20 protein-coding genes and 1 pseudogene are annotated in these 19,193 nt (G+C 75.0%); 13 read left to right on the forward strand and 8 right to left on the reverse strand.

Annotated features, from left to right (window positions below):
* Positions 1–3: 3 nt before the first annotated feature.
* The 10 genes from ABT232_RS30890 to ABT232_RS30935 all read left to right on the forward strand — a co-directional run bounded on the left by ABT232_RS30890 (position 4) and on the right by ABT232_RS30935 (position 8,635).
* A complete protein-coding gene (locus ABT232_RS30890; protein WP_351845932.1) occupies positions 4–291 on the forward strand; it encodes a helix-turn-helix domain-containing protein in 288 nt (95 codons plus the stop codon).
* Positions 292–393: 102 nt separating this feature from the next.
* Positions 394–1,347, forward strand: a complete 954-nt coding sequence (locus tag ABT232_RS30895) for an SMP-30/gluconolactonase/LRE family protein (RefSeq protein WP_351845934.1) — start codon at positions 394–396, stop codon at positions 1,345–1,347.
* 246 nt (positions 1,348–1,593) lie between these two features.
* Positions 1,594–2,055, forward strand: a complete 462-nt coding sequence (gene crcB / locus ABT232_RS30900) for a fluoride efflux transporter CrcB (protein ID WP_351845936.1) — start codon at positions 1,594–1,596, stop codon at positions 2,053–2,055.
* Entirely contained in the window at positions 2,052–2,399 is a 348-nt protein-coding gene (locus ABT232_RS30905; RefSeq protein WP_351845938.1) for a DUF190 domain-containing protein, read from the forward strand. Before crcB (ABT232_RS30900) ends, ABT232_RS30905 begins: the two co-directional genes overlap by 4 nt.
* Positions 2,396–2,770, forward strand: a complete 375-nt coding sequence (crcB, locus tag ABT232_RS30910; protein ID WP_351845940.1) for a fluoride efflux transporter CrcB — start codon at positions 2,396–2,398, stop codon at positions 2,768–2,770. Before ABT232_RS30905 ends, crcB (ABT232_RS30910) begins: the two co-directional genes overlap by 4 nt.
* Before the next feature lie 156 nt (positions 2,771–2,926).
* Positions 2,927–3,652 (forward strand): FadR/GntR family transcriptional regulator, encoded by a 726-nt coding sequence (locus tag ABT232_RS30915; RefSeq protein ID WP_351845943.1) that lies wholly within the window; start codon positions 2,927–2,929, stop codon positions 3,650–3,652.
* A gap of 44 nt (positions 3,653–3,696) precedes the next feature.
* Positions 3,697–4,692 carry an asparaginase gene (locus ABT232_RS30920; RefSeq protein WP_351845945.1) on the forward strand — a complete coding sequence of 332 codons (996 nt, stop codon included), beginning with the start codon at positions 3,697–3,699 and terminating at the stop codon, positions 4,690–4,692.
* 128 nt (positions 4,693–4,820) lie between these two features.
* Entirely contained in the window at positions 4,821–5,753 is a 933-nt protein-coding gene (locus tag ABT232_RS30925) for a glutaminase (protein WP_351845948.1), read from the forward strand.
* A 96-nt stretch (positions 5,754–5,849) separates the two neighbouring features.
* On the forward strand, positions 5,850–7,286 hold the full coding sequence (gene mptB / locus ABT232_RS30930) for a polyprenol phosphomannose-dependent alpha 1,6 mannosyltransferase MptB (protein ID WP_351846060.1): 1,437 nt from the start codon (positions 5,850–5,852) through the stop codon (positions 7,284–7,286).
* Positions 7,283–8,635, forward strand: coding sequence for a glycosyltransferase 87 family protein (locus tag ABT232_RS30935; protein ID WP_351845951.1), 1,353 nt, complete (start codon positions 7,283–7,285; stop codon positions 8,633–8,635). Before mptB ends, ABT232_RS30935 begins: the two co-directional genes overlap by 4 nt.
* A gap of 83 nt (positions 8,636–8,718) precedes the next feature.
* Here the strand turns inward: ABT232_RS30935 and ABT232_RS30940 are convergent.
* Positions 8,719–9,546 (reverse strand): annotated as a pseudogene (locus ABT232_RS30940) (D-alanyl-D-alanine carboxypeptidase family protein); the annotation flags it as partial.
* Positions 9,547–9,678: 132 nt separating this feature from the next.
* Positions 9,679–10,824, reverse strand: coding sequence for a transcription termination factor Rho (rho, locus tag ABT232_RS30945; RefSeq protein ID WP_351845954.1), 1,146 nt, complete (start codon positions 10,822–10,824; stop codon positions 9,679–9,681).
* A 414-nt stretch (positions 10,825–11,238) separates the two neighbouring features.
* On the opposite strand from rho, the gene ABT232_RS30950 reads away from it, so the two are divergent.
* Positions 11,239–11,772, forward strand: coding sequence for a GNAT family N-acetyltransferase (locus tag ABT232_RS30950; protein ID WP_351845956.1), 534 nt, complete (start codon positions 11,239–11,241; stop codon positions 11,770–11,772).
* Between the two features lie 18 nt (positions 11,773–11,790).
* Positions 11,791–12,522, forward strand: a complete 732-nt coding sequence (locus ABT232_RS30955; protein WP_351845959.1) for a class I SAM-dependent methyltransferase — start codon at positions 11,791–11,793, stop codon at positions 12,520–12,522.
* Positions 12,523–12,615: 93 nt separating this feature from the next.
* On the opposite strand, the gene ABT232_RS30960 is transcribed toward ABT232_RS30955, so the two are convergent.
* The 6 genes from ABT232_RS30960 to ABT232_RS30985 form a co-directional block, all read right to left on the reverse strand.
* On the reverse strand, positions 12,616–13,398 hold the full coding sequence (locus tag ABT232_RS30960; RefSeq protein ID WP_351845961.1) for a GntR family transcriptional regulator: 783 nt from the start codon (positions 13,396–13,398) through the stop codon (positions 12,616–12,618).
* Between the two features lie 141 nt (positions 13,399–13,539).
* A complete protein-coding gene (locus ABT232_RS30965) occupies positions 13,540–14,706 on the reverse strand; it encodes a serine hydrolase domain-containing protein (RefSeq protein WP_351845963.1) in 1,167 nt (388 codons plus the stop codon).
* A 105-nt stretch (positions 14,707–14,811) separates the two neighbouring features.
* Entirely contained in the window at positions 14,812–15,780 is a 969-nt protein-coding gene (locus ABT232_RS30970; protein ID WP_351845965.1) for an acetylxylan esterase, read from the reverse strand.
* 156 nt (positions 15,781–15,936) lie between these two features.
* Entirely contained in the window at positions 15,937–16,521 is a 585-nt protein-coding gene (locus ABT232_RS30975; protein ID WP_351846063.1) for an Rv1733c family protein, read from the reverse strand.
* A 111-nt stretch (positions 16,522–16,632) separates the two neighbouring features.
* Complete coding sequence (locus tag ABT232_RS30980; RefSeq protein ID WP_351845968.1) at positions 16,633–17,388, reverse strand: ferredoxin reductase; 756 nt, start codon at positions 17,386–17,388, stop codon at positions 16,633–16,635.
* On the reverse strand, positions 17,381–17,986 hold the full coding sequence (locus tag ABT232_RS30985) for a sulfite oxidase-like oxidoreductase (protein ID WP_351845971.1): 606 nt from the start codon (positions 17,984–17,986) through the stop codon (positions 17,381–17,383). The genes ABT232_RS30980 and ABT232_RS30985 overlap by 8 nt, the downstream gene beginning before the upstream one ends.
* Before the next feature lie 270 nt (positions 17,987–18,256).
* Between ABT232_RS30985 and ABT232_RS30990 the strand changes: the two genes are divergently transcribed.
* Positions 18,257–18,967 carry a GNAT family N-acetyltransferase gene (locus tag ABT232_RS30990; RefSeq protein WP_351845974.1) on the forward strand — a complete coding sequence of 237 codons (711 nt, stop codon included), beginning with the start codon at positions 18,257–18,259 and terminating at the stop codon, positions 18,965–18,967.
* The last annotated feature ends 226 nt before the right edge of the window (positions 18,968–19,193 follow it).

Below are 19,193 nucleotides of genomic sequence, written 5' to 3' on the forward strand. Positions count from 1 at the left end.
GAGATGCTGAGGACTCCCGGCAACGACACACGGCTGCGCATCCTGGAGTGGCTCAAGGACCCCGCCGCGCACTTCCCGCGACAGCCCCGCCCCGGCCCGCTCGCGGACGGCGTCACCGCCGAGACCGTCGCGGCGAAACTCGGCGTGCCCCGCCCGGTCGCCGACACCCACCTCACCCTGCTCACCGCCCTCGGCCTGCTGCGCGCCCGGACCGTCCACGGCCGCGTCCACTACCGCAGCGACGAGGTCCGGATCGCCGAGGTGGCGCGGCTGTTCGAGAAAGGGTGGTGACCTCGGGTCGTTCCGGTGATCCCGCCGCACCCTCGGCCCGGCCCGCCCGCACCTGGCAGGATGGCCGCCTCCGACCGCCCCGCCTCGCGAAGGGCAGCCCCCATGGACCGACCCGCCACCCTCGTCCCGCTGCGCTACGTCGACGTCGGCGGCCAGGGGCCCGAGGACGTCGTCACCGACGCTCAAGGCCGGGTGCTGACCGGCGTCGAGGACGGCCGCGTCCTGCGCCTCGACGGCCTCGACGGCACCCCGCGCGTCACCACCCTCGCCGACACCGGCGGCCGCCCGCTCGGCCTCGAACTCCTCGCCGACGACATCCTGTTGGTCTGTGACGCCGACCGCGGACTGCTGCGCGTCGGACTCACCGACGGCACCGTCGACGTCCTCGCCGACTCGGTGGCGGGGGAGCGGCTGCGGTTCTGCAGCAACGCCGTCGCCCTGTCCGACGGCACGGTGTACGTCACCGTCTCCAGCCGCCGCCACCCCCTCGCCCACTGGATCGGCGACATCGTCGAACACACCGGCACCGGACGGCTGCTGCGGCTCACCCCCGACGGCACCCTGGAAGTCGTGCTGGAAGGGCTTCAGTTCGCCAACGGGCTGGCCCTGAGCGCCGACGAGTCCTTCCTGGTCGTCGCCGAGACCGGCGCGTACCGCCTCGTCCGCCACTGGCTCACCGGCCCGCGCGCCGGGCGGACCGAGCCGTTCGCCGAGGACCTGCCGGGCATGCCGGACAACCTCTGGCGCGGCGGCCCGGACGAACCGATCTGGGTGGCCCTGGCCGGCCCGAGCGTCCCGCCCCTCGACCTGCTGCACCGCACCGGCCCCGCCGTACGCCGGGCCGCCGCCCGCGTAGCCGTCCACGCCCCCTACCGCCCCTCCGGCACGATCGGCGTGCTCGCCCTCGACGACCACGGCGACACCGTCCACCACCTCAGCCGCCGCCGCTCCGGCTTCCGGATGGTCACCGGCGTCTGCCGCACCGGCGACCTGCTAGTCCTCGGCAGCGTCCGCGAACGCGGCGTCGCCGTCTGCGCGGCACCCGCCCCGAAATGACCACCGGCCCGCCCCGAAACGACCACCGGCCCGCCCTGATATGACCACCGCCCCGCCCCGAAACGACCACCGGCCCGGAATGACCACCGCACGGACCCGGCGCTAGGCTGTTGACCGGCCGCGATCACCTCGCGGCGCGGCGGTGGGGCCCGCCGTTCCCCACCGCGGCAGCCGGGCCGCCGACGGTCCCTCCTCGCGAGGACAGCGCCCGCACTGCCGGGCCCGGCGAGCAGGAGACGCACGACCATGACAGCCCCCGACACCGGCAGCGCGCCCCTGACCGGCCGGCCCCCGCGGCGGTCCGCCGGGCGCGCCCAGGCACCGATCGTCGCCGTCGTCGCGCTCGGCGGCGGCCTCGGCGCCACCGCCCGCTACGCGGTCTCCCTCCGCTGGCCCGCCGCACCGGACGGGTTCCCGTGGGCGACCTTCTGGATCAACGTCGTCGGCTGCGCGGTGATCGGCGTCCTCCTGGTGGCCGTCACCGAGGTCCGCCCCGCCCACCCGCTGGTCCGCCCGTTCTTCGGCACCGGTGTCCTCGGCGGCTTCACCACCTTCTCGACGTACGCCGTCGAGATCCGGCACCTGCTCGACGCGGGCCGCCTCGCCACCGCCTTCGCCTATCTCGCGGCGACGCTGTGCGCGGCCCTCGCCGCGGTGTGGCTCGCGGCCGTCGCGGCCCGGCGGCTCCTGACCGGGTGGCGGCGATGACCCGCCCGGCCGGCCGGGGCCTGCGTCTCACCGTCCTCGTCGGCGAGAACGACACCTGGCACCACCGGCCCCTGTACACCGAGATCGTGCACCGCGCGCACTCGGCGGGCCTCGCGGGGGCCAGCGTCTTCCGGGGTGTCGAGGGCTTCGGCGCCTCCTGCGTGGTCCACACCTCACGGCTGCTCTCCCTGAGCGAGGACCTGCCCGTCGCCGTGGTGATCGTCGACACCGAGGAACGCGTCCGCGCGTTCCTGCCCGAGCTGGACGAACTGGCGGACGTGGGGCTGGTGACCCTCGACCCGTGCGAGATCGTCCGCCGCGACGCCCGGGAGGAACCCGCGTGAACTGGCTGCTGGTCGTCGTCGGCGGCATGATCGGCGCGCCGCTGCGCTACCTCACCGACCGCGCGGTGCAGGGCCGCCACGACTCGGTCTTCCCCTGGGGCACCTTCATCGTCAACGTCACCGGCTGTCTGGTCCTCGGCCTGTTGACCGGCGCGGCCACCGCCGGGGCCGCCGGCTCCCACCTCCGCCTGTTCCTCGGCACCGGCCTGTGCGGCGCCCTGACCACCTACTCGACCTTCTCCTACGAGACCCTCCGCCTGGCCGAGACCGGCGCGCGCGGACAGGCCGCCGTCAACGCGGTGGCGAGCGTGGCGGTGGGGCTGGGGGCGGCGTTCGCGGGGGTGGCGTCGGGGCAGGCGGTGTGGGGATAGCGGCATGGCGGCGGGCCGGGCGGTGTGGGAGACAGCGGTGGGCCGGGCGGTGACAGGGCGGGCGGTGACAGGGCGGGCGGTGACAGGGCGGGCCGGTCGGCGACGGCCCCGTCCCGCCTTGACAGCCCACTCGACCTGCCCGCAGGATCGACCCTCGTGAACCTGTCAGACAGCCAGACAGCTGGAGTGGTACCGCGCCGCGTCAGCGCCATGGACGCGGTCCTGTCCCATCTGCGCGGCGCCATCGAACGCGGCGAGTACGCGATCGGCGACAAGCTGCCCTCCGAGGCGGAGCTGTGTCGCACCCTGGAGGTCTCCCGGCCGGTCCTGCGGGAGGCCCTGCGGGCACTGCAGACCCTCGGCCTGACCGTCGCCAAGACCGGCAAGGGCACCTTCGTGGTGGCCGACCGCGTCGAGGACCCCACCTTCGGCGACTACGCGGCCGGCGACCTGCTGGAGGTGCGCCGCCACGTCGAGATCCCGGTCGCCGGATACGCGGCCCTGCGCCGCACCCCGAAGGACCTGGACCGCCTGGCCCACCTGCTGGACCGGATGGAACGGGAGACCGACACCACCGCCTGGGTCGCCATGGACACCCTCTTCCACCTGGCCGTGGCCGAGGCCGCCCGGAACCCGGTGTTCCGCCGGGTGATCGAGGAGATCCGGGACGCGCTGGCCCGCCAGTCCGCGTTCCTGAACGAGCTGGGCGGCCGGCGCGAGCAGTCCGACCGCGAGCACCGGGCGATCGTCGAGGCGCTGGCCGCCGGTTCCGAGCACGACGCCGTCGAGGCGATGGCCCACCACCTGGACCGCGTCGAGACGACCCTCACCCGCATCCTCCGTCCCGAGCGCGCGGACACTCCCACCGGGGCCGACGCGTGACCCGCGTCCCGGCCGAAGCCACCTCACCGACGAACCAGGCAGTGATGTACGACAGCACCCTCGCGGACGCACCCCATGTCCGCGCTCCCCGCCACGCCCCCGTCGCCCACCTCGTCCGCGGCGGCGTCATAGAGGGCATCCACTACGGCTCCACCGTCGTCCTCGGCGCCGACGGCGAGGTCGCCTTCCAGCTCGGCGACACCGAGGCCGCGTTCTACCCGCGCTCGGCGCTCAAGCCGGTCCAGGCCGTCGCGATGGTGCGGGCCGGGCTGCCCCTGCGAGGAGAGCTGCTGTCGCTCGCCGCCGCCAGCCACTCCGGCGAGGAACGCCACCTCGCCGGCGCCCGGCGCATCCTGGAGTCGGCCGGTCTCACCGAGGACCACCTGCGCAACGTGCCCGACCTGCCGTACGACCCGGCCGTCCGCGACACCTGGGTGCGCGAGGGCCGGCCGCCGTCCCGGCTCGCCCAGAACTGCTCCGGCAAGCACGCCGCCATGCTGTACACCAGCAAGCTCAACGGCTGGCCCCTGGACGACTACCTCGACCCGGCCCACCCGCTCCAGCAGGCGATCGCCGAGACCGTGGAGGAGCTGACCGGCCGGCGGGTCGCCGCGGTGACCGTCGACGGCTGCGGAGCGCCGCTGTTCGCCGTCTCCCTGCACGGCCTCGCCCGTGCCGCCGCCCGCCTCACCACCGCCGCGCCCGGCACCCCCGAGGCCCAGGTCGCCGACGCGATGCGCACCCACGCCGAGATGGCCTCCGGCTCCGGCCGGGACGTGGCCGCACTGATGCGGGCCGTCCCCGGGCTGCTCGCCAAGGACGGCTTCGAGGGCGTCCAGGTGGCCGCGCTGCCCGACGGCCGCGCGATCGCCGTCAAGATCGCCGACGGGGCGAACCGCGCGCGCATACCGGTGGCCGCGGCGGCGCTGGTCCGCGCGGGCGTGGATCCGCGGCTGCTGACCGACTTCGCGGGTGAGCCGCTGCTCGGCGGAGGGAAGCCGGTGGGTGCGGTGCGTGCGGTGGAGCCCGTGTCCGTCTGAGCCGCTGCGGGCCCGCTTCGGCCGAAGGACCGCCGTCCGCGGCCGTACCGGGCCGTACCGGGCCGGTCGCGCGGGTCCCCGCGTCCGGGACGCTCGCCCTCTCCGCCTCCGCGAGGGCGCCGGGCACAATGGTGATCATGACATCGTCGATGGACTTCCGGCCGGTCCTGGAGCGCATCGCCGAGGAGATCGAGCGGACCCCCGGCCGCGGCCGACCCGCCGACTACATCCCGGCGCTCGCCGCCTGCGATCCGCGTCGCTTCGGCATGGCCGTCGCGGAGCTCGACGGCACGGTGTACGGCGTGGGGGACTGGCGCGAGCCGTTCTCCACGCAGTCCGTCACCAAGGTCTTCACCCTCGCCCTGGACCTCGCCCGCGAGGGCGGCGAACTCTGGGAGCACGTCGGCCGCGAACCGTCCGGCAACCCCTTCAACTCCCTGATCCAGCTGGAGTACGAGAACGGCATCCCGCGCAACCCGTTCATCAACGCGGGCGCGCTCGTCGTCACCGACCGCCTCCAGACCCGTACCGGCGACGCGGCCGGCGCCCTGCTGGACTTCCTGCGCGCCGAGTCCGGCAACCCCACGCTGTCCTACGACGAGGAGGTCGCCGCCTCCGAGGCCGCGCACGGCGACCGCAACGCCGCCCTGGCCCACTTCATGGCCTCCTACGGCAACATCGACAACCCCGTGCCGCTGCTCCTGGAGCAGTACTTCCGCCAGTGCTCCCTGCGGGCCTCCTGCGCCGACCTGGCCCGCGCCACCGCCCTCCTGGCCCGGCACGGGGTCCGCGCCGACGGCTCCCGGCTGCTCACCCGCAGCCAGGCCAAGCAGATCAACGCGGTGATGCTGACCTGCGGGACGTACGACGCGGCCGGCGACTTCGCCTACCGGGTGGGCCTGCCCGGCAAGAGCGGCGTGGGCGGCGGCATCGTCGCGGTCGTCCCCGGCCGCTGCGCCCTCTGCGTCTGGAGTCCCGGCCTCGACGAACGCGGCAACTCGGTGGCGGGCGTGGCGGCCCTGGACCGCTTCACCACCCTGACGGACCTCTCTGTCTTCTGAGCGTCCTCCGACCGTGGCCGGTGATGAACGGCGCACGCCGCGCTCACCGCACCCACCGGTCACACCGCGGCTCACCGCCGGAGGGCTCGCCGTCGGCTGCGCGCCACCCCACGTCGACACGCTGACCGCGTGTGGGCCATGGTTTCCTCCGGCGATCTCCGCCGCTGCCGGTTCCTGGGGCTGGCCGGGACCGGCGTCCTCGCCCTGGGCGGTGAGACGGCCGGAGCCCTCCCCGTCCGCGAACTCCTCTCCCCGGCGTCGGCCGGCGCCGCCCTCGGCCTGGTCGGCGTCTACTTCGGCCTCGTGCTGCTGATCGCCGCCTGGGCGCTGCTCGGCCGGCTGGTGCACGGGCCGCGGCCGCCCGCGCCGCGCGCCCTGCTGCTGGTCCTCGCCGTGTGGGCGGCCCCGCTGCTGCTCGCCCCGCCGCTGTTCAGCCGGGACGTCTACAGCTACCTCGCGCAGGGCGCCATGGTGGACGCCCGGATCGACGTGTACACGCACGGGCCGTCCGCGCTGGGCGGGCCGGCGGCCGACGAGGTGGCCCCGATGTGGCGGCACACCGCGGCCCCCTACGGCCCGGTCTTCCTCGCCGCCGCCTCCGCGCTGGCCGGTCCGACCCGCGGCGAACTTTCCGCCGGGCTGCTGGGGATGCGGCTGCTCGCCCTGGCCGGTGTGGCCCTGATGGCGGCCGCGCTGCCCCGGCTCGCCCGGCACAGCGGCGCCGACCCGGCCGCCGCGCTGTGGCTCGGCCTGCTCAATCCGCTGGTGCTGCTGCATCTGGTGGCCGACGCGCACAACGACGCCCTGATGCTCGGTCTGCTCGGCGTCGGCCTGATCGCGGCGCTCGGCCGCAGGCCGGTCCTGGGCGCCGTCCTCGTCACGCTCGCCGCGCTGGTCAAGGCGCCCGCCGTGCTGGGGCTCGCCGCGGTCGTGGTGCTCGCGGTGCGCGCCGGGCACCGTCCCGTCCGGGCCGTGCCGACGATCGTCCTCGCGGCGGTGGCCACCACGGTCGCCGCGACGGCCGCCGCGGGCACCGGTTACGGCTGGACGGCCGCCCTCGACACCCCGGTCTCCGCGCACAACTGGGCGCCCATCTCCCTGCTCGGCCGCGCCACCGGCGCCCTGCTGGAGCGTCTGGGCAGCGACCTCGCCCCGCTCGCCGTGCCCGCCTGGCACGCCCTCGGCCTCGTCCTGACGGCGGTCGCGCTGCTCCACATCTGGCTGCGGCTGCGGTCCCGCCCGGTGTACGCGCTCGGCCTGAGCCTCGCCGTGGTGGCCGCCTTCGGCCCGGCGATCCGCCCCTGGTACGCGCTGTGGGGTCTGTTCCTGATCGCCGCGGCCGCCCCCAGCGTCCCGGTGCGGCACCGGACGGCCGCCGTGACCGGTGTGCTCGCCCTCGCCGTGCTGCCCGGCGGCGGCCCGGCGGACCCCGGCCGGCTGGTCCTGGCCGCCTCCGGCGGTGTCCTCGCCGTGGTCGTCCTGTGGCAGGCCCACCAGGCGGCGCGGTCGCCCGCTCTCGGGCGCACGGCGTGAACCGGGCCCGCACCGACTGCCGCCGGCTGCTCCTGCTGCTCGCCGCCGTCGCCGCCGTGACCGTCTTCACCGCCACCGTCCCGCTGCTGCGGGACTGGTTCGACCTGCGCGTCTACCACGGGGCCGTGCGCCACTGGGTCCACGACGGCGGCCGCCTCTACGACTACCGGGTGCCGGGCACGCCGTACGGCTTCACCTATCCGCCCTTCGCGGCCGTCGCCATGCTGCCGCTGGCCCTGGTCGGCCTGGGCACCGCGATCGTGCTCACCCTGCTGCTCAACCTGGCGGCCCTCGCCACGGTCGTACGCCTGCTGACCGGCCCGGCGCGGCGGCGGTACGGCTGGTACGGCGGCGCGTCGGCCGCCTGCGCACTCGCGCTGTTCGAGCCGATCCGCGACACCGTCAGTTTCGGCCAGGTCAACCTGGTGCTGCTGGCGCTGGTGCTCGGCGACGCGTGGCTGCTGACCACGGGCCGGGGCCGCTGGGCGGGGATCGGCATCGGCCTCGCGGCGGCCGTCAAGCTCACCCCGGCGCTCTTCATCGGCCTGCTGCTGCTCGCCCGCCGGGGACGGGCCGCCGCGCTGGCGACCGGGGTGGCCGCCGCGGTGACGGCGTTCGCCGCCTGGGCGGCGCCGGACGCCTCGCGCTTCTACTGGACGCGGGCGCTGTGGGACACGGGCCGGGTGGGCCGGCCGGAGTATGTCTCCAACCAGTCGCTGCGGGGCGTGCTGGCCCGGCTCGGCGAGACCGGGCACGGCGGGTGGGCGGTGGCCGTGCTGCTGGTGCTGGGCGTGTGGGCGTGGCGGTCCCGGCGTGCCGTCGCGGCGGGGGACTGGCCCGCCGCGTTCGCGCTGACCGGGCTGACGGCCTGTCTGGTCAGCCCGGTCACCTGGGTGCACCATCTGGTCTGGCTGCTGCCGTCGTTCGCCGTGCTGGCCCGCGCCGGACGGGCGCGGCCGGCGGGCGTCCTGTACGCGGTGCTGTGCACCAGCGTGGTGTGGCTGTGGTTCCGCGACGCCTCCGGCGTCGACGGATTCCTCGGCGCCAACGCCTACACCTGGATCACCCTCGGTCTGCTGCTGTGGCTGCCGGCCGGTCAGTTCGGTTCCGTGCGCACACCCAGCAGCCGCAGCGCCAGCACGACGGCTCCCGCGCCGAGCGCCGCGGCGACCGCGATCGCCGCGGTCGCCCCCCAGCCGGGCCGGGTGTCCGGCGCGGTGGCGGCGGCCACCGGCACCGGCTCCGGACCGGGCCTCGGCCGCACCCGCAGGGCGTCCAGCGAGCCCACCGGATCGACCCGGCCGGCCGCCTCGAAGCCCCAGTCGAGCAGGGAGCGGGCCTCCTCGTAGACGGCGAGGCCGCCGCCGGACTGCGGGTTCAGCACCGTCACCACCAGGGTCCGGTCACCCTGACGTGCCGCGGCGACCAGCGTGTGGCCCGCCTTGCTGGTGTAGCCGTTCTTCACGCCGAGCAGCCCCGGATACCGCTCGACACCGTCGGCGCCGGTGAGCAGCCGGTTGGTGTTGCGGATGCCGTACGCCCATCCGTCGCGCCCGGGGAAGCTGGCCTCGACCGTGCCGCAGTACCGCGCGAAGTCCGCGTTGCGCAGCCCCGCCCGGCCGAACACCGCCAGGTCGTACGCCGACGAGACCTGCCCCGGTGTGTCGTACCCGTCGGGCGACAGCACGCGCGTGTCGAGCGCGCCCAGCGAGCGGGCCTTGGCCTGCATCCGCTGGGCGGTGGCCCGCCACCCGCCGTTGAGCCCGGCCAGCACCCGCACGGCGTCGTTGCCGGAGCTGAGGAAGACCCCGCGCCACAGGTCGGCGACCCGGTAGCTGTACCCCTCGGCGACTCCGACCAGACTGCTGCCCGGGCCGATGTCCTCGAGCTCGGCCGCTTCGACCCGGTGCCGGATGCCGCCGGGCAGGGCCGGCAGCACGGTGAGGGCGAACAGGGCCTTGAGGGTGCTCGCGGGCGGCAGTCTGCGGTGCGCGTCGTGCGCGGCCAGCACCTCGCCGGTGTCGGCGTCGGCGACCAGCCACGACAGCGCGGAGACGTCCGGGACCTTCGGTGCCCCGGCGCGCGGCCGGACCTGGGTGCCCGGCCGGTACAGCAGCGCCGGACGGGGGACCGCCGCCCGCGGTCCGCCCGGTGCGCCGGGGTCCGTGCCGGCCGCCGCGGCGGGCGCGAGAGCCAGGACGCCCGCCAGACAGAAACCGCAGGTCGACACGGTCATCCGGGATGAGAATCCGATCGTCATACGGTCAACCTAGAAATGCTCGGGTCGCGCGGGACGCTGGCCGGGCCGTACACCGCGCGCGTGCACCCGGATGCCGCACAGGGCCGGCCGGTGCGTGGGCAGCGCCGGCCGGTGCGCAGGCCGGTCTCCCGGCTAGTCCGTGGGCAGGGTCGGCTGGACGCGCCGCAGGAACGTCGCGTTGTCCGGCGTCTCGCGCATCCGCTGGAGCAGCGTCTCCAGGTTGGTCTCCGCGTCCCGCGCGCGCAGCGCCCGGCGCAGCCCGCGCACGGCGGCCGACTCGGCGGGGGAGAGCAGCAGTTCCTCGCGGCGGGTGCCGGAGGCGATGATGTCGACCGCCGGGAAGAGCCGCCGCGCGGCGAGCTCGCGGCTGAGCCGCAGTTCCATGTTGCCGGTGCCCTTCAGCTCCTCGAAGAAGAACTCGTCGGCCCGGGAACCGGTCTCCACCAGCGCGGTCGCGAGAACGGTCAGCGAACCGCCCTCCTCGGCCTGGCGCGCCGCGCCGAAGAACCGCTTCGGACCGAGCAGCGCGGACGCGTCGACGCCGCCGCTGAGGGTGCGCCCGCCGGAGGCGGCCGCGTTGTTGTGCGCCCGGCACAGCCGGGTCAGCGAGTCGAGCAGGATCACGACGTCCTCGCCCTGCTCGACGAGGCGCTTGGCGCGCTCCACGACCAGCTCGGCCAGCGCGATGTGGTGCCCCGGCGCCCGGTCGAAGGTCGAGGCGTACACCTCGCCGCGCACCGAGCGCCGCATGTCGGTGACCTCCTCGGGTCGTTCGTCGAGCAGCACCACCATCAGCCGGCACTCGGGGTGGTTGGCGGCGATCGCGGCGGCGGTCTGCTGGAGCAGGACGGTCTTGCCGGTCTTGGGCGGGGCCACGATCAGCCCGCGCTGGCCCTTGCCGACCGGCGCGATCAGATCCGCGATCCGGCCGGTGAGCCCGGCAGCCGGGTGTTCGAGGCGCAGCCGCCGGTGCGGGTGGAGCGGGGTGAGGTCGCGGAAGGCGCGCCGGCCGCGCACCCGCTCGGGGGCATGGCCGTTGACGTGCTCGACGCCGGTCAGCGCGCCGCGCCCGCCGCTCACGCCGTCCACGAGGTCGCCCTTGCGCAGTCCGTGACGGCGGATCAGCGCGGCTGGCACCTGGGGATCGGCGGGCGTCGGCAGCAGGTCCCGCGGGCGCAGACGGCCCTTCCCGCTCGCGTCGATGTCGAGGACACCGCCGACGGCCCGGACGACCGGGGACTGCTGCCGGACAGGAGGGTGTTCGAGAGTGGTGGTCATGAGAGTGGGGTCCTTTCCAGGACGATCAGACGATCAGGAGGGAAGTGCGCACGGAGGGCGGAACAAGGAAGGGGGAGGCCGCACGGGGCGAGGCGCACAGCGCGCCTGCGGGCGGCGGGAACACACCTCGGCGCAGCGGGAACGGCCTTCGGGCCTTGCTGTGCGAGGTGGTGCGGGAAGCCGACGTACCGGCCGGAGAACGGCGGGCGAGGCGGCGAACAGAGAGAGGAGACCGGCACCGGCGCCACAAGGGGGCGTACACGAATGCCAATCGCACTGTAGCACTTACAGTGGACTGAACGCAGCCCACTCCGGTGAACCGCCCCACGGGGTGCCGGTGCCCCGGACACGGTACGAATCGGATCACGGCCTCCAGCGCCCCGGCCCCGCACCGACCGACCAGGAGAGACCGCCATGGACACCCCGCTCACCACCGACCGGCTGCTCATCCGTGACTGGACCGTCGAGGACGCCGACGCCGCCCTGCGGATCTACGGCTCCCCGGACGTCGCCCACTGGCTCACTCCGGCGATGGAACGCGTCCACGACGCGGCCGCCATGCGCTGTCTCCTCCAGGCCTGGCAGGAGTCCCAGCCGAACCTGGTGGCACCCCGGGGGCGCTGGGCGGTGCAGCGCCGGGACGACGGCACGGTGGTCGGCGGCCTCGGCATCCGGCTGCTCCCGCCGTACGAGGACGATCTGGAGGTGAGCTGGCAGCTCGCCCCGGACGCCTGGGGCCAGGGGTACGCCGTCGAGGCCGCCCGCGCGCTGATCGGCTGGGCCTTCACCCAGGACACCGACGAGCTGTTCGCCGTCGCCCGGCCGGCCAACCGGCGCGCCGTGGCCACCGCGAAACGGCTCGGCATGCAGTGGGTCGGCGAGACCGGCAAGTACTACGACCTGCGGCTCCAGGTGTACCGCGTCCGCCCCGGAGACCTGGCCCCCTGACCCCGTAAGCTGACGCGGATGTTCAGCCCTGAAGGTCCTAGCCTCCGCGAACTCGCCGTGCAAGCCCTGTCGTCGGTCGAGCGCGGCTACGACCTGCTCGCGCCGAAGTTCGACCACACCCCCTTCCGCACCCCCGACTCCGTCCTCGACGCCACCGCGACCGCTCTCGAACGCCTCGGCCCCTTCCAGGACGGCCTCGACCTGTGCTGCGGCACCGGAGCGGGCACGGCCGTGCTGGCCCGGGTGTGCGAACGCGGCGTCACCGGCGTCGACTTCAGCGCGGGCATGCTCGACGTGGCGAGGCGGCGGACGCGGCCCGCGGCGGACGGGCCGCGGGTCTCCTGGGTCCGCGCGGACGCCCGCGCGCTGCCCTTCGGGCCCGCCTTCGACCTGGTGGTCAGCTTCGGGGTGTTCGGGCACTTCCTGCCGTCCGAACTGCCCGGCCTGTTCGCCCAGGTCCGTTCGGTGCTGCGGCCCGGCGGCCGGTTCGTGTTCCCGGTCGTCGCCCCGCCCCGGCCGGGCTCGGTCGGGTACTGGGCGCTGCTGGGCTTCGACACGGTGATGCGGGTGCGCAACGCCCTGTGGCGGCCCCCGTTCGTCATGTACTACCGCACCTTCGGGCTCGGCGCGGTCCATCGCGAGCTGGAGCGCGCCGGATTCGCCGTGGAGCTCTACGCCCTGCCGGAGTTCGGGCGGCGACGGGACGGAAGCCCACGCGTCCGGCTGGTGGCGGCCGGACGGCTGCCGTAGCGCACGAGGCGTACGAGGCGACACGGGACGGACGAGAGCGGGCGGGGCCGGCGAGGCCGGTCCGGGTGGACCGGGCGGGCGGTGGGGCCGGGGTCAGACCGCCGCGGGCAGGGTGAACTCGTAGACGAGCGCGTCCTGCTGGGCGTCCACGACCAGGTCGGTGACCTCCAGCGGGCGGGTGTACTGGTCCTGCACGAGCCGGGTCACCCGCACCGAGGACGTGTCCGGGATCCGGGTGATGGTGTCCCGGTGGTGCAGGGTCAGGCCCGCCCGGCGCATCCAGTCGTAGGCGCGCCGCAGTTGGGCCGAGGAGGTGCCGTCGGCGCGGTCGCGGTAACGGCCCAGCTCCTCGACCTCGGCGAGCGCCACCGCCGAGAAGGAGGTGACCGCCGTCCGCCGGTCCCGGCCGTCGGCGCCCGCGGACTCGTAGCGGTGCACCAGGGTGGGCCGGTGCGGGGCGAGTCCCAGCGCCTCGGCGTGCGCCTGCGGCGGTGGCTCCCAGGCGACGGTGGCCCGGTCGACGGCGCGCGGGTCGGCCGGGCGGCGGGCGCCGACCGGGAAGGCGAGCGAGGTCGGGTGCTCGACCGGCGGGCCGGGCAGGGTGGCGTGACTGCCCCGCCGGTCGGTGGCGACCAGTCCGTCGCGGCGCAGCACCTCCAGCGCCTGCCGTACGGTCTCCCGGCTGACCTGGAAGTGCTCCGCCAAGTGCCGTTCCCCGGGCAGCCGTTCGCCCGGCGGGATGCTGCCGTCGCGCAGCTCGCCGAGCAGCTCCGTGGCGATCCGCCAGTACAGGGGCTGGTCGTCGGTGCGCCGGGCGGGCCGGACGGCGGTCTGCCGGTGGTCGTGCGGGTGGTCGTGCGGGGTGGTGCGGGCCATGCCGCGCCCTCCTGTTGGTGACGTGCCGTAGCCACTCGGGCTCATTGCGCCACCACAATTAGCATTGGTCTAAACCACTAGGGAAGGGCGGCCCGGCGGTTCGGCCGAAACCGGACCGCGCCGACCGCCCCTCCCGGCCGCTCACAGGGCGCTGTACAGGGCCTCCATCAGCGCCATCTTCCGCGGGTCGTCCGCGACCCGCGGGCCCATGCGGTTCATCACATAGCCCAGCGAGACGCCCGCCTCCGGGTCCGCGAGCCCGCAGGAACCACCGAAGCCGTCATGGCCGAAGGCACGCGGGTTGGGCCCGTACGAGCCGTGCGGTCCGCTCAGCCACAGGCCGAGTCCCACCTCCGTGTCCCGGCCGAACGCCGCGCCGAGCACCAGGTCCCGGCAGGCGCCCTGGCCCTCGCGCACCCGCTCGGCCGCCTCGGCGGACAGCACCCGGTGGCCGTCGAGCGCGCCCCGGCCCGCGAGGACGCCATAGAGGGCGGCGACCGCGCGGGCGGTGCCGTGGCCGTTCGCGGCGGGTATCTCGGCGGCCCGCCACTCGGGCGTGCAGGCCTCCCTGGCGCCGACCGCCGGGTTGGCCAGCGAGGCCAGCGCGGCCGGCGTCAACTGGCTGAAGACGGCTGCCTGTTCCTCGCGCGGCGGGGCCGGCGCGTGCACCAGCCGGGCGGCGCGCCCGGCCTCCTTCTCCGGCAGCCCGATGGTGAAGTCGATGCCGAGCGGCCCGGTCACCTCCCGCTCCAGGAAGGCGCCGGGAAGCAGTCCGGAGACCCGCCGCACCACCTCGCCGACCAGATGGCCGAAGGTCAGCGCGTGATAGCCGGAGCGGGTGCCCGGCTCCCACCACGGCTCCATCGCGGCGAGCCGGGCGGTCGTCAGCTCCCAGTCGCACAGGTCGGCGACGGAGTGCGGCTCACGCGGGCCCGAGAGGCCGGCGCGGTGCGACAGCAGATGCCGTACGAGCACCCGCTCCTTGCCGGCCGCGGCGAACTCCGTCCAGTAGTCGGCCACCGGCGCGTCCAGGTCGAGCAGCCCCCGGTCGGCGAGGATGTGCGCGCACAGCGCCACCGGCCCCTTGGTGGTGGACCAGACGTTGACCAGCGTGTCGCGCTCCCAGGGGCGGGTGCGGGCCGGATCGGCCCAGCCGCCCCACAGGTCGACCACGCTCACCCCGTCGACCGTGACGGCGACCGCGGCCCCCAGCTCACCGCCCTCGCGGAAGTTCTCCTCGAAGGCCGTGCGCACCGCCGAGAAGCGGCTGTCGCAGTGGCCGTGGACCTCTGGTTCGCGCTCGGACATGCATCCTCCGTCGTCCGTCGGAAAGCCCGGCGCGCTGCTGCGGACCGGGCGATCCGAACGTACCGACTGGTCGGACTGGAGGGAAGCGGTGTCCGGTGCCGAAGCTCAGGCGTACGACCGCAGCCAGCGCAGCCTGGCCTGCTCCTGGTAGGGGCCGCCGCCCTCGTGGTCGTTGAAGTCGTAGACCTCGATCGTCTTGTCGTCGTCGGCCCAGGCGTTGAACGCGGCGAACACGGTCGAGGGCGGGCAGGTCTGGTCCTCCAGGGCCGCCGAGAACAGCGCGGGCGCCCGGCCGCGGGCGGCGAAGTGCACGCCGTCGAAGTACGACAGGGTGCGCAGGACGTCCTCGGTGCGGCCGCGGTGCGTCTTGAGGTAGAGGCCGATCTCGCGGTACGGGTGACGGTCCGTGAGGGTCGCGCCGCGCGGGAAGTCGCAGAGGAACGGCACGTCCGGGGCGACCGCCACCAGGTCCGGCACCAGACCGCCCACCGCGATGGCGATGCCGCCGCCCTGGCTGGCGCCGAGCGCCACGGTCCTGGAGGCGTCGGTCAGCGGATGCGAGCGGGCCGCCTCGACGGCGCGCACCGCGTCGGTGAACACCCGGCGGTAGTAGTAGTGCTCGGGCGCGTCGATGCCCTGCGTCATGAATCCGGGGTACGACGGGGCGCCGCCCACCGGGTCGGGGGTGCCGCCGCCACCGCCCCAGGCGCTGCCCTGGCCGCGGGTGTCCATCACGAAGTGGGCGCGGCCCGTGGAGGCCCACAGCAGGTGCTCGTGCGGCAGGCCGCGTCCGCCGCCGTAGCCGACGAACTCCACGACCAGCGGCAGCGGCTCACTCGCCCCGGCGGGCAGGGTCAGCCAGCCCTTCACCGGGTGTCCGCCGAACCCGGCGAACGTCACATCGAACACCTGGACGGTGGTGAGACCCGTGTCGACGGGCTCGAACCGGGCGTCCAGATCGTGCTCGCGCGCCTCCTGGAGGGTCTTGGACCAGAAGGCGTCGAAGTCCTCGGGCTCGGTCGAGTCGCTGCGGTACTGCCGCAGTTCGTCGAGCGGGAGGTCGAACAGGGGCATGGAGGGTCCGCCTTAGGAAGAGGGCCGGTGATGATCACACCGTACGGCGGCCCCGCGACCGATCGCCAGCCCCCGACCACCTCGTGGACAGCGCTTTCTATCAGGCGCCGCGAGGCGATCACGGTTCAGACGCCGTCGGGTGCCGGCCGCGGACGTTCAGGCGTCGCGCCGGGTCCACTCCGGTTCGGTGCGCGCCCACGCCCGCTCCCACTCGGCCATCCGGTGCCTGGTCGCCGTCCGGCGGACCAGCGCGTGACCGAGCAGTGTCACTCCGGCCGAGCCGCCCGCCGCGCAGATCCCGAGGGCCAGCGTGTGCTGCCAGACCGCCGTACCGTCGGGCGGCGGTGCCACGTTGCGGCCCCGCGAATCGAACCACACCTCGACCGTCTGCCCCTGCTCGGTGCCCGCCGGAACCCGCGCGACAGCGGTCCGCACCCCCTGCTCGGGGTCGGACCAGCGCACGGTCACGCGGTACGAGTACTCCCGGCCGCCCTGCACCACGGGCAGCGAGTCCGCGGTCCGGCCGACCACCTCGGCCCGCACCCGCTGCCGGTCCGCGCGCAGCTCGGCCGCCGTCTCCCGCGCCTCGTCGTGCGCCCACCAGGCCACGCCCACGCCGATCAGCGGCGCGACCAGGAACAGCAGGACGGCGACGGCCAGCACCGTCCACGCCTCCACGACATCCGACCGGCGTCGCAGCGGGTTGTGCCGCCAGCGCCAGCCGCGCACCCGGATTCCCATCTCCGCCTCCTCGCCGCGTCCGCGGGCGAGTACCCACATGCATCTCGTACCCCGTCGGCCGGGGTTCGTTCACGCCGTGCGGGAGCGGGCCGGGGAATGTCCGGAAGCGGCTCAGCCGAAGCGTTCGATGCGGATCCGGTCGACCGGCTGGCCGGCCTTCACCAGCAGCCGGGAGGCGTGCTCGGCGAAGGCGTTGGAGCCGCAGATGTAGGCCTCCCAGCCGCCCGCGGGCCGCTCGGCCAGCAGCGGCGCCAGATGGGCGGCCGTCATCCGGCCCACCGGCACGCCCGGCGGCGCGCTGCGGGTGAACACCAAAGTGGTCTCGGCGCCGTACTCCCGCGCGTAGATCAGCTCCTCGGGGCTGCGGGCGGACACCAGCAGCCGCAGCGGCACGTCGAGGCCCCGCGCCCTATGGTGGCGGACCATCGACATCAGCGGGACGACGCCGGAGCCGGCGCCGATGAGCAGTGCCGGCCGGTCGCCCGGCCAGGCGAAGAAGCCGCTGACCGGGCCGCGTACCTCGACGCGGTCGCCGGTGCGGGCCGCGGTGTGGAACCAGCCGGACACCTCGCCGCTGTCGACGTGGTCGAGGGTCAGCTCGATGTGCCCGGAGTCGTCGGGCGCGGACGCCAGCGAGTAGTGGCGCTGGGCGCTGTAGCCGTCCTCGGCGGTCAGCCGCAGCATCAGGTGCTGGCCGGGGACGTGCCCCACCCAGGCGGGCACCGCGAGCCGGAAGGTGGCCGCGCGCGGGGTCTCCCGGCGGATCTCGGTGAGGGTGGCGGTCTGCCAGACGTTCGCCTCCTGGTGGCTCACGGCGATCCGGCCGGGGATGGCGAACCGGGTCGGGGGAGTGAAGGTCTCAGTCACCGGAGTACCGCTGCTCCTCCCACGGGTTGCCCCGCGCGTGATAGCCGTTCTGCTCCCAGAAGCCGGGCGAGTCGTGGTCGAGGAGCGTCAGGCCCGCGATCCACTTGGCGCTCTTCCAGAAGTACAGGTGCGGCACCAGCAGCCGGGCCGGGCCGCCGTGCTCGGGCGCGAGCGGCCGCCCGTCGTAGCTGAACGCGATCCACGCCCGCCCGCCGGTCAGGTCCGCCAGCGGCAGGTTCGTGGTGTACCCGGTGTGCGACCAGGCCACCGCGTGGGTGGCGGACGGGAGCGGGCGGACGGCGGCCAGGAAGGTGTCCATCGACACGCCTCCGAACCGCACCCCGAACTTCGACCAGCTCGTCACGCAGTGGATGTCGCCCTCGTACGCCGACTCCGGCAGCGCGTGGGCCTGCTCCCAGTCCCAGACGCGGGACTCCTCGACCAGGCCGTCGACGCGGAAGGTCCAGTCGGCGGGTGCCAGGTCGGGGGTGACCTCGGCGGACAGCACGGGCCAGTCGTCGCCCGCGTCGTACTGCCCGGGCGGCAGGCCCGGACGGTGGACGCGCGGGCGTCCGGTGAAGCCTCGGGTGACGTTCATGACCTCAACCGTACGTCCCGCCGCGGGGTGCTCCGGCGCCCGGGTGCGTACGTCACGTCACAGGCGTGTGTACACGTCACAGGCGTATGAACAGCGCGGAGTCGCGGGAATAGCCGCGCGCCGTCCCCTCTTGATCCCTGATGGGCCGGGCGAGACCCCGGCCGGCGGACCGGTGAGATTCCGGCTCGCGGACCGGGTGAGATACCGGCCGGCGGACCGGTGAGACCCCGGACCGAGGACCGACCGGATAGTGGCGAGAGAGCGGGAGTGATGGCGGAGCCGACCGGAGGGCATGTCCTCGACCACCCCGCGCGAGCCGCGCTCACCGGGCCGCACGCCCACTTCGCCGAGGCGCACGGCCGCATACTGCGCTACCCGGTCGACGTGACGCCCTGGCTGGCGCTGCCGGAGGATCCGGACGCCCGCGACTGGGCGGACCTCGCGGCGCTGGCCGGACCGGGCGGCGAGGTGCCGCTGCTGGGCCACCGGGGCCGGGTGCCGGACGACTGGGAGATCACCTTCCGGATGGAGGGCGTGCAGTACGTCGACGCCGGTCTCGCCGCCGCGCCCGACCCGGAGGCGGTCCGGCTCGGTCCGGCCGACATCCCGGAGATGCTGGACCTGGTCGCCCGGACCCGACCGGGACCCTTCCTGCCGCGCACCATGGAACTCGGCACCTACCTGGGCATCCGCCGGGGCGGCGCGCTGGTCGCCATGGCGGGGGAGCGGCTGAGGCCGCCGGGCTGGACCGAGATCAGCGCGGTCTGCACCGACCCCGCCGTACGCGGCGAGGGCCTGGCGAGCCGGCTGATCCTCGCCGTCGCCCACGGCATCCGCGAACGCGGGGACACCGCGTTCCTGCACACCGGCGCGGACAACGTGCACGCCATACGGCTCTACGAGACCCTCGGCTTCCGGCTGCGCCGCACGACGGCGTTCCTGTCGGCCCGCGTTCCGGAGCCGGTGGCCGCGAGGGGATAGCACGGCCCGGCGGTCCGCGACGCACCGCGGCTCGCGGGCGGTGCTCAGCGGTCCGGGAGTCCCGCGGCTCGCGGACGTGGTCCAGCCGTGCTGGGAGCCCCGCGGCTCGCGGACGTGGTCCAGCCGTGCTGGAACCTCCGCCGCTCGCGGTCATGGCTCAGCCGTCCTGGGAGTCTCGCCGCTCTCGGGCGGTGCTCAGCCGTGCTGGAAGTCCCGCCGCTGGCGA

It is taken from the genome of Streptomyces sp. NPDC001532 (assembly GCF_040298625.1).
Lineage (GTDB): Bacteria > Actinomycetota > Actinomycetes > Streptomycetales > Streptomycetaceae > Streptomyces.

Excerpts from the sequence above, each read along its gene's own strand:
- ABT232_RS30890 (WP_351845932.1), top strand. The coding sequence starts at position 4 with ATGCTGAGGACTCCCGGCAACGACACACGGCTGCGCATCCTGGAGTGG.
- ABT232_RS30895 (WP_351845934.1), top strand. The coding sequence starts at position 394 with ATGGACCGACCCGCCACCCTCGTCCCGCTGCGCTACGTCGACGTCGGC.
- crcB (WP_351845936.1), top strand. The coding sequence starts at position 1,594 with ATGACAGCCCCCGACACCGGCAGCGCGCCCCTGACCGGCCGGCCCCCG.
- ABT232_RS30905 (WP_351845938.1), top strand. The coding sequence starts at position 2,052 with ATGACCCGCCCGGCCGGCCGGGGCCTGCGTCTCACCGTCCTCGTCGGC.
- ABT232_RS30920 (WP_351845945.1), top strand. The coding sequence starts at position 3,697 with ATGTACGACAGCACCCTCGCGGACGCACCCCATGTCCGCGCTCCCCGC.
- ABT232_RS30925 (WP_351845948.1), top strand. The coding sequence starts at position 4,821 with ATGGTGATCATGACATCGTCGATGGACTTCCGGCCGGTCCTGGAGCGC.
- rho (WP_351845954.1), bottom strand. The coding sequence starts at position 10,824 with ATGACCACCACTCTCGAACACCCTCCTGTCCGGCAGCAGTCCCCGGTC.
- ABT232_RS30950 (WP_351845956.1), top strand. The coding sequence starts at position 11,239 with ATGGACACCCCGCTCACCACCGACCGGCTGCTCATCCGTGACTGGACC.
- ABT232_RS30955 (WP_351845959.1), top strand. The coding sequence starts at position 11,791 with ATGTTCAGCCCTGAAGGTCCTAGCCTCCGCGAACTCGCCGTGCAAGCC.
- ABT232_RS30960 (WP_351845961.1), bottom strand. The coding sequence starts at position 13,398 with ATGGCCCGCACCACCCCGCACGACCACCCGCACGACCACCGGCAGACC.
- ABT232_RS30965 (WP_351845963.1), bottom strand. The coding sequence starts at position 14,706 with ATGTCCGAGCGCGAACCAGAGGTCCACGGCCACTGCGACAGCCGCTTC.
- ABT232_RS30970 (WP_351845965.1), bottom strand. The coding sequence starts at position 15,780 with ATGCCCCTGTTCGACCTCCCGCTCGACGAACTGCGGCAGTACCGCAGC.
- ABT232_RS30975 (WP_351846063.1), bottom strand. The coding sequence starts at position 16,521 with ATGGGAATCCGGGTGCGCGGCTGGCGCTGGCGGCACAACCCGCTGCGA.
- ABT232_RS30985 (WP_351845971.1), bottom strand. The coding sequence starts at position 17,986 with ATGAACGTCACCCGAGGCTTCACCGGACGCCCGCGCGTCCACCGTCCG.
- ABT232_RS30990 (WP_351845974.1), top strand. The coding sequence starts at position 18,257 with ATGGCGGAGCCGACCGGAGGGCATGTCCTCGACCACCCCGCGCGAGCC.